Below are 12,709 nucleotides of genomic sequence, written 5' to 3' on the forward strand. Positions count from 1 at the left end.
CTAGGTAGAAAGTGTTAGGAGTATATATTTTTATGCCTTAAAATGGACTAAATTTAAAAAAGCTCCCGATTGTTCAATGCCCAAAATTAGGCATTTCAGAATCTTAAAAGCAACTTTATCGCTATCTATATGTATCGTGAGTGCAAATGTTAAAATCTAAATATAAAGATATTCAAAAATCTAAGTGTGAATAATAAAAAGCTGAAATTTTAAAAACATATGTGTTTTTAAAGCCAATTCGTTCGCCGTTCCGTGCTTCAGATCAAATTTATTTCAAAAGCACATGCATTTTAAGAGGGCGTAATCTATAGGCGTAAGTGATTCTAGTTAAGATTAAAAAAGCATAAATTAAGCTCGAAGCCCTGAGACCTACCGCCATACCAGCCCCTCGTAAGGCACGCCTTCACAGACGTATTTTTTAATCTGATTGGCCTCGCGACGGATAATTTGACGCCAGGTTAAGCTCTGTCCCGCTACGTTCGCGCAAGATGATAGTTTCTCAATCATTTTTAGCTCGATTTTTTGCACCGCTTCTTTACCGAATCGAATACGCCCCGCATCCGTTTCAAAATCTTTTGCCGCAATCTCGCGTTTGTTTAACATTCCAAAAATTAATCTATCACCTAAGATCGGCTTAAAAATCTCTGCAAGATCTAGATGCAGACTTAGCGCACGGTAGTTTGGCTCGTGTAAAAAGCCAATGCGCGGATCAAGCTCGGTTTTGTAAATTTCGCTGAGGCAGACGTTATAAATGCGCGTATTTACATAGCTAATGAGAGCGTTAATTTTATCCGCCGGCGGGCGTTTGGAGCGTGTCTTAAATTTAAAACTGCACTGATCCTCGATGATTTCGTTCCAGGCCGCGAAATACTGCTTGGCAAAGCCGCCTTCCACCGCCATTACCGCTGCTATGTCGCAGACGCGCGCTAGGGCATCCAGATGCGGCGCAGTATCGAGCGAGACGCCATAAGCCTTGCAATTAATAGCTGCATTTAAGATGCGAGCGCGAGTAATCTCGCGAGCGATAAAAAGGCGCTTAGAAAGATCATCAAAAGCCCGCAGCTGCGCCAAAAGTACAAAGCCGCTTTTGTTTACAGAATTTGAAGTATTCGGGAAAAAACTGCCGCGGAAGCTCTGATAGGCGCTAAAAATATGCAACAAAATGTTATTATCAGCCAAAAACGCCATAGCATAGGTATTAAGCTCTACCCGCGCCAAAATATAAATTTCATCAATTGCATTAATCGGCAAAATTTTACTAGTTAAAATTCCGCCCTCGTCGTTAAATTTATCGAAGTATAGATTATTATCTTTGCGGCGCAATCGGCCGGGGCTCAAAATAAAATGCGTGCGATCCGATTTTTGCATCTTTATCCTTAAATTTTAGCTGAAAATCGCTTCGTTTTTATCGCGTCCGATGACTAGGCGCTGTGAATATTTGAGCGAATTAAAAGTATAAATTACTACCGAATCAAGCTTGTTAGAGCATTCTTTTTGCAAAATCGCCATTAATTTTTTAAGATCGCTCGCTCTGATTTCACCCTCAAAAACGCTGAATTGCACGCGAGGCAGAAACTTCTCAACCGCCTTTCGGACGCGCGCAGCGTTATTTTTCTCCTTTTCGTCGCTGCTTGAAATATCGTAAAATAAAATAGCGTACATTCTATCTCCTAAATGCAATAATCACGATAAGCGCAACTCTCGCAAATCTTTTGCGGGCTAAATTTAGGCGGCTTTGGCTCATTCACAAGGGCGGCAATGCCGTTTAGAATTGTTTCGATTTTAGTGAAATTTTCGGCATTATCCTCAATGGCTATGACGGTTTTGCCGCTAATTAATTTGCCTTTCACCTCTTTTAAATTTAAGCCTGTTTTTAAAAGATAGATGTAAAAAAGTAGCTGCATCTTGCCTGCTTCTGGATTTTTTAGGCTCTTTTTATATTCGGTGATGAGATAGTGTCCGCGCTGCTTGGAAAGTTTGTCAAATTTCAAATTTGAAAATGCGAATTCTTGCAAACCGTTCTCTTTGATGTCTGCTAGCGCCTTGCCCATTAGCATGTTTTCATCTTCCTGATTGGCGTGAATATTGTGTGCGTAAAGCCACGCCTCGCGCTTACAGGTGACGTAATAATTCACAAGCGTGCCGGCGATTTGGTCTTTGCAAAACATTAGTCGAAAAACTCATTTTTGAGATTTAAGGCGGCGTCCTTTTTAATCCCGAAATTATTATTGTACGAAGTATCGCCGAATGGTAAATAATAGACATCTTTTAGCCCATCAATACGCTTTATATTTAAACGCTTTGCATCAAATTCTGTGATATTTACACCAAATCTATTAATTTTCTTAATAGTATTCGTAAATATATCTTTCTTATTAAATTTGTCCATATCAAGCCTATTGATTTCAAAAATTTCATTTTGAAATTCTTTAATATAATCTTCTTTTGGCTCAATTATTACTAAAATTTTAAGTCTATCATCCATCGCCTCGCTAATCTTTTCGTTTATATCGTAAAATCCGAGCTCTCGCATCTGCTCCACCAAAAATAAACTCTCTAGGCTTTGCTTTATGGCGCTGAAATACCTAGTGGAAATATCTAAAATTTCGCTTTCGATGATATCTCTTTGCTTTAGAATTTTTACCAAAATATTATCGCTAATGCGTTTTAAATCACCGTAAATGAGATCGGAATAGTCGCAAATATCGTTAAATACGTATAATTCTCCCAGGGCTGCGAAATTTCTATTTATGCGACCGGCAGTTTGGATAATCGAGCTAATGGGCGCTATCTCTCTAAATCCGACATCAAAATCCAAATCCACGCCAGCTTCGATAGACTGTGTAGAAATTAGCAAGATCGGATCACCGCGCCCACTTTTATTTTTTGCAATTGCATCTTTTATATTTTCGATATTTTTTCGTTTGTGATCGTCGCACATATATCCGTTTAGGCAAAAAATTTTAAATTCATCGTAAAATTCCAAAAATAGCTCTTGCGCTTTTTTAATGGTATTTACGACGACTAGTGTATTTTTGCTTTTTGCTAATTGTCTAATCTTGTCTTTTAAAGCACTCTCATTGCCATCAAACCACTTTAAAACGTATCTATTTTGATCTTTGAAATAATCTAAATTTGAAATTTCTTGAAATTTAGTCGCATCAACAATAGGCATCGTAGCGGACATAAAGATAAAAATGCAGCCAAATTTCTCCGCCATCATCTCGCAAAGTTTCATAAAATCCGCCCTGAACTTATACGGTACTGCCTGCGCCTCATCGATTATTATTACACTATTTTTTAATCGGTTAAATTTTACGCTATCTTTATTTTTGTTTCCAAAGAGTGCAAATATAAATTGATATAGCGTAGTTACGTTAATATCTCCGCTAAAGGAATCCATCAAAAATTTAACTTTAGAATAGCGATCTTGCGGGGTGCTTTCATCTATCGTAGTTTTGTGATGAATTTTATGAATTAATATATTTTTATCGTCTTTGAAAATCTCTTTTATCTCATCATAAACTTGATCTATGATAGCCGTAAACGGCAGCACGTAAATAATACGTTCTTTATTAAATTTAGCGGCAAAATTTAGCGCAGTCAAAGTCTTACCGTAGCCTGTAGGCGCAGTTAAAGTAAAAAGATTATGATTTACATCGAAATTATTTAAAACAAATTTTCTAAACTCGCTTCTTTTTGCGTTTGGCTTACGATTTTCCAAGGCTTTGATATATTTTTCGATCGTATTAGAATTCGCCGGTTTAGAAACAGGAATTCTTTGATTAAAAATAGCTTCATATTTATCACTATAAATAAGCGACGAAAATATGTCTTTGAAATTTAAAAAGTCATCGTAATCAAACTTCTTTTTCGCAAATTTGAAGTATTCTCTTAAATGTTTAGCTTTAATTAAAAGCTCATTTTTATCCCTTTTAATATCTTCGTAAATTTCTAAACCTAAAGCTTTATCTAAGACTTCATCCCAAAAGCCTAGCTCTTTCGAGCTCTCAAAATATTTGCCGAAATTTTTATTTTGCGTTGTAAGCTCACAAAAATTTTCTACATTTCCGTGGTGTGATACGATGGATAAAAACCCAAAAGCCGTATCTAGCTCATTAAATTCTGAATTTAGTAAAAATATGTAAGCGGATAATAAAGCATGATTTTTATCTGCAATTTTTTCGGTAGGATTTTTTATATAAATCTGAAAATTAGTTTTTAGCTTAGCTATATCGTGATAAATTTTAACGCATTGCAAAAGCCTACTATCCGCTTCGGCAAGCATATTTGTTATATGCTTTATTAGTAGTTTGTTAGGATGTGATAGCGGCTCACTTTGCAAAGTAGACCTTGTAGTCATTTATTTGATAAATATTTCCTCTATTCTTTGCTTTGATTTGACTATTGCCGCCTAGCTTGATAACGAAATCTTTAAAATCCTTAAAAATTCGACCCTCTTCGCATCCGCAAGCCATTCGAGCCGTAGTAAGTCTGATATCAAAGCTTTGTGCATCAAATATGAAATCATCCATCAAAACAAACGTATCTATAAAACTTTCTTTTTCATGCACCAATTCACAATTTTTTATCTCGATATATTTAAAATCCGCTATACAAAAATTTATACCTAAATATGGTGTAAAGACACATTTGTGAGCTTTTAAGCTGTCGATTATCTTTTCTTTATAAGAAGCGTTTAAAGCACTTAAATCAACGAATATGATATATCTGGGATCCTTTATTAGCTCTTTATAAAACTGCTTTTTCTCGCTAGAATCTTGATAGCCTTGTTCGATATGCATACTTGACGATAGAGCAAATTTTATACCGTTAAAAATCATAGTTTTTTTGCGAAATTGCGAACTTAAAATAACGCTATAACCTATATCGTTAAGTTTAAAATAATTCATTTCACCTATAATTGCTCCCAAAAGCCCCATGACAGCAGTCTTTGGCGGCACCGGATATGTAAGAGACGAGTAGATAGTAGCTGGATGAGAAAAATGCGCGTAATCTCCCGATAGCTCAAAAGCTATTATATCCATTTAAAATCCTATTTTTATCCAATTACTATCAAATTGTGATCTGTTATTTTGCTCGAAGTCAAAATCGCTCATATACTCTATTTTTTCGATCTCTTGCGCGTATCTAGTAAGTTTAGCTTTTAATCTAGAAAAATCAATTGTAAAATCATTTATACTTCTTATCTCCACATCTTCTTTGCTACTATTTATAGCCACACAGTTATTTAAATCTCCAGCGAAAGTATCATTTTTATATGTAATTACTAGCATAAATCTAGGCATTTGACCCATTTTCGTGCGAGTAATTAAATTTTTAGTCCCGCTCCAGAGCGCGCCTAAAATCACTTTTACATCATCTTCACTTAAATTTGTAATCTTTGCACTATGATTATCCACTATTCCGTAAGTTGCAAACATTGCATAATTTAAAAAATCTTCTTCCCTAAACGTTTTATTCGCCTTATCGCTACCACTTGCAAATGCGCCGGTGCCTTTTATATGCTCTACCGCAACTCTATGAAGCGATCTGCTCATTCTAAACTGAATGGGTCCAACAAATTGAATTCCTGCCGTTTTTATGCCTTCTTTTTTCATCTCGTCTTTATCCGATATCGGCAAAACTCCACCAAATGCGCGAATATCGATAAATTTAGATAAAATTTCTTTTTCAATCTCGATTTTTTCTTGCTTTACATTAATTACTTCACGTATTGCGCTTTTGCAATCTAAGATATTTTCATCTCTTTTATACTCTTTAATGAAAATCGCACTTTCGTCTTTTTTCATAATTTCATCTCTAATTGTTCGCTTTATACGTACATCAGTAACTTCTGCTATACCCGTCTCATCGTCTATCCTAGGAGCGTTATCTCTTAGCATATCGCCGTTTGGATTAAAATTTTCGCCGTCCCAAAGAAATAGAATTTCCTTCTTTTTCATTACTCGTCTCCTTGAGTGTTATCTTTAATATATTTCGTAAAATCACTTCCGCCCATAGCAAAAGCCAGAGTTACATAAGCGCTCTTAACCCGCTTTTGAGATAAAAACGCACTTGGTAAAATTCCAATCAAAATATCGCGCATGATTTCTATATTAGCACTTCTTTTTCCTCGCGATACATTGGAGAGTTTTTTGTTAGTTTCATCGCACTTAGTCCAAATCCGTTCTAAAAGCTCTTTCGTAATTAGTCCGGCATTATTCAGCCATTTTTCGAATGAACTATTTTTGCTAATAGCAAATTGACGATTTATCAACCCTGCAGACATCATTCCTAGCAAATATGCGCTCTGCAATACTTCATTATCTTTTAGAAATTCGCTATTTTTCAAAATCGAGTTTATTAACTCTTTTTTATCGCTTAAGCCTTGCAAATTAACCTCCCTTGCAAATGATATTTTTTCATTTAAAGCACCCATTTCATTAAAGAAATTTTGATATTTTTCGATACTTTCTATACTTCTATTTTGATATGTCTTAACGCGATTAAAATAAAATCCCCATTTTATTTTTGACGCATAGCTAGAGTTAATATTGCCTTTATAAATCAAAGCAGTGTATTTTTCCATCATATCATCTAAATTTATCCTGTTTTGTGATAATAAAAAATTCATAATATCAATGTTTTTAAGAAATAAATTTTGCATGTAAATAGTATCGTCTTGTTGATCTTTACTATCTTTTCGTCTAATCGCCCTAATATTATATCTACCCATTAAATCGGAAATTTTAGAAATATAAGACGGCAATACATCATCTATTTGCAATAATACATTAACCGCAGCATTGCTTTTTTTATAAAATAGAATTGTATTTAGCACGGGCATATTTGCTTGCGCTTTAGCTACGGATTCCAACTCGTAATTAATACTTTCTTCGATATTTTGTATGCCTTGCAGATCTTTTTTCTTTTCACTCGGATCTTTTAAAATTTCCACTATTTTTTCTAATAAATTTACATCATTTACCATTAACGTCGGTAAGACCGCCATTTTATCCCCGTAAAAATTAAGAGATAATTCCTTATCAATTGCCATAAAACCGTTTTTAACTAAATTTGCATTAGCACTATTTAGAGGTAGTAATCTAACTTTAATGTCTTGTAAAGCAGTCGGTAGCTCATTTACGGAACAAAACGCCAAATTCGCATCTCCGCCGATACCCATACTATTTGTAAGCATATCATAACCATAAATTTTGGCAGTTTTACCATTATTACTATCGCTTAAATGACTCGTAAAAATATTTTTGAAATACGCTGAAATCGGCCTACCTTCCCAAGATAATGCAAAAAAAGTAGCTACTTTCATGCCCTTTTTCTTAGGCTCTTCTTGTAGAGCTACAATTTCACTTAAAATATCATCAAAAAAGCTCTCGTTTAAGCTAGATAAATCCGTTAATATTTTATCATTTTTGATATCGTCAGGATTGAAGCAAGAGAGCATATTTTTTACGGCTTTTAAAATTCCTTTTATAAATTTAGGAGTATCGTCTTTTACGGCTTTGCTAATGAATTGGACATTAGGGAACAAATTGCCAGAATTCGCACCTATGCCAAATCTACAAACTATTAAATCGTCTCTTGAAATATTGTTATTTACCAATATTTCTTTACTTTTAATATCACAAAGATAAATTTTAATAGCATCGTATTCATAGCTCTTGTTGTTAATTTTAGTTTTTTGTTTGTCGTAAATTTCGCCGATACTAGAAAAAATTTTAACTATATCGCCCAAAATTTATCCTTTCTAAAATATACGCGAATTATAACTAATTTTAATTATATTATCAATAGTTATTGTGTTTTAATGAAATAATTTGCCTTTTTTAAATTTTTATTATACAATCGGTTTTAAAGCAAGCAATCATCCTTTTTAGGATTTGAAATTTGTGCTTTAATGCAGTCTTGCTTTACAACCTCCAAAACCCCTACTCCGTAGTTCATGCACCCGCTTCCAGCACCCGTGCCAAGGATCAAATTTATTAGTTCAGCATTAGCTACAATTTTCCATCTTGCCTGCCACGCATATACCGGCTCGCGGTTGTTGCCATAATAGAATTTCACAGACTCACCCAGCTTTTGCCACAATAAATTTAATTCCATTTCGCCATCATATTTTCGCCCCATAATCGTTTCAAATCGCTGTAAAATATTCGTCTTCATCATCTCTAAATGCCTACTATCTTGCGGCTGCAAATAAACCTTATGCCCCAAAAGCCCACTTACTGCGCACGCCACGTAGCCTTGCACAATAGCTTCGTTCTCGCAAATTTTATGATTTTTCGCTTCGACGGTAGTTTGCGTAAATAGAATTTCACCCAAGCTTAGCCCGTCTTTTAGCACTGCTAGCGCGATTTTACGTTCAAACTCCGGCTCGCATGAAGCAAATCGCACGCGCAAGTCCTCTCCTCGCAAGATAAAATCAAACACCGTGCGTTTAAAAATTTTACCGCTTGATTCGTGCCTATATCCTACGTGCTCTGAAGCCGGTAGATAGCGATAAAGAAAGCCCTGAATCAGCTGCGAGAGAGATTTTGTGATTTTTAGATTTTTAGTTGGTAATTTTGCGTTGATGATTAGCATTTGCGCTCCTTTGCGCGGTAAAATTTTGCCCAAGGTTCGTGTAAACCTTGGGCAAACGAGCTCTAAGTGGGATTAAAATCCTATCTCTTTGATATCGGCAAACTGCAAAAACGCGCGATAAATTTGCCCGATATTTGCGATACGATTTGCGCGTATCTTGACATCCTGGACGTTTATCATTACGTTATCGAAAAAATCATCAATCACGTCTTTAAGCCCAAATAGCGAGCGCAGATACCCACTCACGTCGTTTTCGTTGAGCTTAATCGCCCTGAACGCCGCATTTAGCGCGCGCTCAGCGTCGTGTTCGAATAGATTTTCGTCCACCGCGCCTATTTTTTCGTCCTTGATGATATTGGCTAGGCGCTTAAAAGTCGCGAAATTTTCTGCAAAATCCGCTGCTGCTGCGATCTCGCCCAGCGCCTTTATGGCCTTGCTTAGTAGTAATAGATCATTTTCGCCGCTTGCGATGCACGCCTTGATCACGGACGGATTTATCTCGTCAAAAATTCCGTATAACCTATCTTTTATAAAATCCAGCAGCTTAGAAATGTCAAATTTCTTATAATTTGGCGCCAGCTTCTGCGCCAGCGCATTCGCATCAAAGCTCAATCTTTGATTTAGTAAAATTTTAATTAGCCCAGTAGCTGCGCGGCGAAGCGCATACGGATCTTTGTTACCGCTTGGAACTTTATCGATACTAAAAAGCCCCAGGAGTGTTTCAAATTTCATCGCCACAGCGATTACGCTACTAAATACACCGCTTGGCAGCTCACTATCTTCGCCACTAGGCAGATATTGCTCGCGTATCGCGCGGCATACATGATTTGCCAGTCCAGCGTGCTCGGCGTAGTAGCTACCCATAATGCCTTGAAGCTCGCTAAATTCGCCCACCATCGTGCTGCTAAGGTCTGCTTTACTAAACATTACGGCATTTTCCACATCCAGTGCGAAATCCTTTTTGCCGATCTCCGCCTCAATCTGCGTAGCATAATCCGCGCTCAGTGCCTTTGCTACGGCTAGCTCGCGCACCTGCTTATCATAAACCGAGCCAAGGGCTTGCATATAGGAGATTTGCTTAAGTTTTTCAGGGCTAAATTCCGCTTGCAAATCACTTTTCCAAAAAAACATAGCATCGCTTAGGCGCGCGCGTAAAACTTTTTCATTGCCGCGTATCACCAGCTCGTCATCATCGGTGATCGCATTACTAACGACAACGAAGTGATTGCTTAGGCTTTTACCCTCGAAAACGGGAAAATAGCGCTGATTCTCCTTCATCGAAGTGATAATGACCTCTTTTGGCACGCTTAAAAAATCTCGCTCAAAGCTGCCTAGCAGCGCCGTCGGGTACTCGGTGATCGCCGTTACTTCATCTAGCAACGCAGGATCGACCTCGATCTTAAAACCATGCTTTTTCTCGAGCTTTACAAACTCGCTTAGAATTTTATCTTTTCTTTTTTGCTCGCTTAAAATTACGCCGTTACGCTCCAGCAGTGTAAAATAATCTGCGGCGTCTTTAAATTTAATCGCTTCATAGCCAAATTTTCGGTGCGGAAAAAATGCAGCCACGCTTCGCACGCCATAAATTTCAAAATTTACGTTTTGACCGCCCAAAACGCAGGCTATGCTTCTTATCGGACGGATAAACTCAAACTCGCCGCTACCCCAGCGCATAGCGCGTCCAAAATTTAGTGATCGTAAAAACTCCTCTATCATTTCGCCTAGAATTTCACGACTATCGCGCCCCTTTTGCACCGCAGCGTGGTAGAGCACCTCTTTGCCGCCCACCTGCCGAAATTCCAGCTCGCTTTCGCTTATGCCGCATTTTTTAGCAAAACTTAGCGCCGCAGGGCTCCACGCGCCGTCTTTGAGCGCGACGGATTTTGGCGCGCCCGTGCTTACGATCTGCGCATCATCGCCGCGTTGTGGAAAATCCTCGTGAAATAGCACAAATCTACGCGGGCTAAATTCGAAGCGAAAGTCGCTATTTATGCGGTTAGCCTCAAGCACCGCACGCCATTTTGACGCGATATTCGCACGCTCTTTTAAAAACGGGATCGCAGGCAGCTCCTCGACCCCAATCTCAATGAGTAGTTCCATCTTTATCCTTTTTTCGTTGATTTCGTTTTTCGTTTTTCTCCATCATTTCGCGGTTAAATCCTACGATCATAAATATCATAAAAAGCACGAAAAGTGCGGTTATAACGGCGTGTATCATTCTACTATAAATTCCTTTTGCCCTTTATAAATCGTAAAATAGGCATTTTTAAATTCTAAATTTTTGCCGTTTTGTACAGGAGCGCTTTTGCGAAAAATTCTAAACTCTCCCGTGCTTTTTAGATCAATTATGCCGTCCTTAACGTCACCTTTAATCGCGCTTATCACATCTCCTGCGCGCAGCTGCCGCACCGATGCGCTAGGCAAAACGTATGGTGCGATAGAGCCTACGTTGCCGCTTCTAGCTACGATCTCGAAATCGTCGATCTCAAAGCTTTGTTTGTAAAATTTCGTCTTTTTTACTAGCAGATCGAGTTTGTCGCCTAGCTGTAGCCCGCTGCCGCCATAGACAAAAACTCCGCTTCCATCTTGAGAAATTGCAAAGCCGTGGCGGTTTGTAAAGCTCACGACTACGCCTTTTATCAGCACGGGCTCACTTATAATGCGCCCGTAAAGCTCCTCTATCGTGACGGTCTTTGCGGCACTAGCGGTATTTTTAGCTAAAAATTCTTGCTTTTTCGGCATAGATTTTAAAGCGCCTTCGTCCGTCAGAATGAAGCTAATCGGGAAATGATCGGAAGCGGTAGAGGATTTAGCAACCGCGAAACTGTCCTTTTTATATCCCGGCTCGCTACTAAAAAAATCGTCGCTAAGCAAGATATGATCGAGCACCGCACCTCTTTCGTGAGATTCACAAGAGCCAAAATACTTTAACTGCGAGCAGGGATGCAGCGCCCACAAATCACTAAATCCATCGCGCTCGATAAGCTCGTTTAGCAAAGAATTTCGCCCGAAATTCGTATTAAAATCTCCCGCTACGATAGCGCGTTGGTGCCCTTGCAAAACCTCGCGTAAAAAGGCGAAATTTCGCCTGCGCTCGCTTAGCGGATTGCGTGCAGAGAGCATATGCACGACATAAAAGCTAAAATCAGTGCCGCCAAGCGCAAAATCAGCACGCAAAATATCTCTAGTTTTAAGCTCTGTCGGGCGGTAGGTTTTTTGAAATTTTATCGGTATGCGCGACATTACCGCCACGCCCGCAGGTGCAGTCTGTGCGCGCGAAAAAGCGTAGAATTTATAGCCCGCCTTCTGTGCAAGCGCTTTTAGCACAGCTTCGTTTTCGATCTCTTGCAGCCCCAAAATATCGGCATTAAGCGCGCTTATCTCATCCACTACCGCTTGCAGCTTGCGCTCGTATTTTTGCTCGCTCCAACCACCGCGCCCGATCTCAAAATCAGCGTACTCCGTGCCGTCGTTTACGCCGTCGAATAAATTTTGCACGTTAAACGATGCGATTTTCAGCTCCGCCGCACTCGCGCCGCAGAAAAACATCGCAAAAAGTAGCGCTAAAACTCGCAAACTGCGCTCCTAAAGTCGAATTTATCGATATTTTGGCGGATCGCTTCGTAGGTTACGATGCCCACGCTGGTGGCTAAATTTAAACTGCGCCCCGCCCCGCTCATCGGGATCGTGATGCAGTTTTCGCGATTTGTGCGCATGATCTCAAGCGGCAGCCCGTGCCCCTCCGAGCCAAAAATCAAAAAATCGCCCGGCTTGAATTTCGCCTCGTAGTAGAGCTTGTTCGTCTTCGTAGTCGCAAAAAAGAAGCGCTGCTTAAATTTCTCGTTCGCCGCCATAAACTCATCCCAATTTTCCCAAATTTTAAGATCCAAGCTCGCCCAATAATCAAGCCCCGCGCGGCGCAGATGCTTATCGTCGATGAGGAATCCCAGCGGCTTGATCAGATGCAAGCGGCACCCCGCATTGACGCACATACGCCCGATGGAGCCAGTGTTTGTGTGGATCTGCGGATATACTAACACGATATTAAACATCAAAAATCACCGATTTTGCATGAGCAGAATTTTGCGATTTAAAATTCCGC

Annotated in this window: 12 protein-coding genes; all 12 read right to left on the reverse strand. The window is 38.9% G+C overall.

What is annotated here, in order from left to right; translation table 11 throughout:
• Positions 1-369: 369 nt before the first annotated feature.
• The 12 genes from cas1 to Q0369_RS04225 all read right to left on the reverse strand — a co-directional run bounded on the left by cas1 (position 370) and on the right by Q0369_RS04225 (position 12,659).
• Positions 370-1,368, reverse strand: a complete 999-nt coding sequence (cas1, locus tag Q0369_RS04170; protein WP_298096393.1) for a CRISPR-associated endonuclease Cas1 — start codon at positions 1,366-1,368, stop codon at positions 370-372.
• A gap of 15 nt (positions 1,369-1,383) precedes the next feature.
• Complete coding sequence (cas2, locus tag Q0369_RS04175; RefSeq protein WP_298020167.1) at positions 1,384-1,662, reverse strand: CRISPR-associated endonuclease Cas2; 279 nt, start codon at positions 1,660-1,662, stop codon at positions 1,384-1,386.
• 8 nt (positions 1,663-1,670) lie between these two features.
• On the reverse strand, positions 1,671-2,168 hold the full coding sequence (locus Q0369_RS04180) for a Dna2/Cas4 domain-containing protein (RefSeq protein ID WP_298096396.1): 498 nt from the start codon (positions 2,166-2,168) through the stop codon (positions 1,671-1,673).
• Complete coding sequence (gene cas3, locus Q0369_RS04185; protein ID WP_298096399.1) at positions 2,168-4,345, reverse strand: CRISPR-associated helicase Cas3'; 2,178 nt, start codon at positions 4,343-4,345, stop codon at positions 2,168-2,170. Before cas3 ends, Q0369_RS04180 begins: the two co-directional genes overlap by 1 nt.
• Complete coding sequence (gene cas5 / locus Q0369_RS04190) at positions 4,335-5,048, reverse strand: CRISPR-associated protein Cas5 (protein WP_298096401.1); 714 nt, start codon at positions 5,046-5,048, stop codon at positions 4,335-4,337. Before cas5 ends, cas3 begins: the two co-directional genes overlap by 11 nt.
• The gene (gene cas7b, locus Q0369_RS04195; RefSeq protein ID WP_297949074.1) at positions 5,049-5,966 is read right to left on the reverse strand and encodes a type I-B CRISPR-associated protein Cas7/Csh2; all 918 of its coding nucleotides are present in this window, start codon (positions 5,964-5,966) and stop codon (positions 5,049-5,051) included. It abuts the gene before it with no gap.
• Positions 5,966-7,759, reverse strand: a complete 1,794-nt coding sequence (locus Q0369_RS04200) for a TM1802 family CRISPR-associated protein (protein WP_298096404.1) — start codon at positions 7,757-7,759, stop codon at positions 5,966-5,968. The genes cas7b and Q0369_RS04200 overlap by 1 nt, the downstream gene beginning before the upstream one ends.
• A gap of 116 nt (positions 7,760-7,875) precedes the next feature.
• Positions 7,876-8,607, reverse strand: coding sequence for a CRISPR-associated endoribonuclease Cas6 (locus Q0369_RS04205; RefSeq protein ID WP_298096407.1), 732 nt, complete (start codon positions 8,605-8,607; stop codon positions 7,876-7,878).
• Between the two features lie 72 nt (positions 8,608-8,679).
• Positions 8,680-10,707 carry a glycine--tRNA ligase subunit beta gene (gene glyS, locus Q0369_RS04210; protein ID WP_298096411.1) on the reverse strand — a complete coding sequence of 676 codons (2,028 nt, stop codon included), beginning with the start codon at positions 10,705-10,707 and terminating at the stop codon, positions 8,680-8,682.
• Entirely contained in the window at positions 10,691-10,825 is a 135-nt protein-coding gene (locus Q0369_RS04215; protein ID WP_291937682.1) for a hypothetical protein, read from the reverse strand. Before Q0369_RS04215 ends, glyS begins: the two co-directional genes overlap by 17 nt.
• The gene (locus tag Q0369_RS04220) at positions 10,822-12,183 is read right to left on the reverse strand and encodes an endonuclease/exonuclease/phosphatase family protein (protein WP_298096416.1); all 1,362 of its coding nucleotides are present in this window, start codon (positions 12,181-12,183) and stop codon (positions 10,822-10,824) included. The genes Q0369_RS04215 and Q0369_RS04220 overlap by 4 nt, the downstream gene beginning before the upstream one ends.
• Entirely contained in the window at positions 12,171-12,659 is a 489-nt protein-coding gene (locus Q0369_RS04225; protein ID WP_298096419.1) for a tRNA (cytidine(34)-2'-O)-methyltransferase, read from the reverse strand. The genes Q0369_RS04220 and Q0369_RS04225 overlap by 13 nt, the downstream gene beginning before the upstream one ends.
• Between the last annotated feature and the right edge of the window lie 50 nt (positions 12,660-12,709).

The sequence above is a fragment of the uncultured Campylobacter sp. genome (assembly GCF_938030685.1).
Taxonomy (GTDB): Bacteria; Campylobacterota; Campylobacteria; order Campylobacterales; family Campylobacteraceae; genus Campylobacter_B.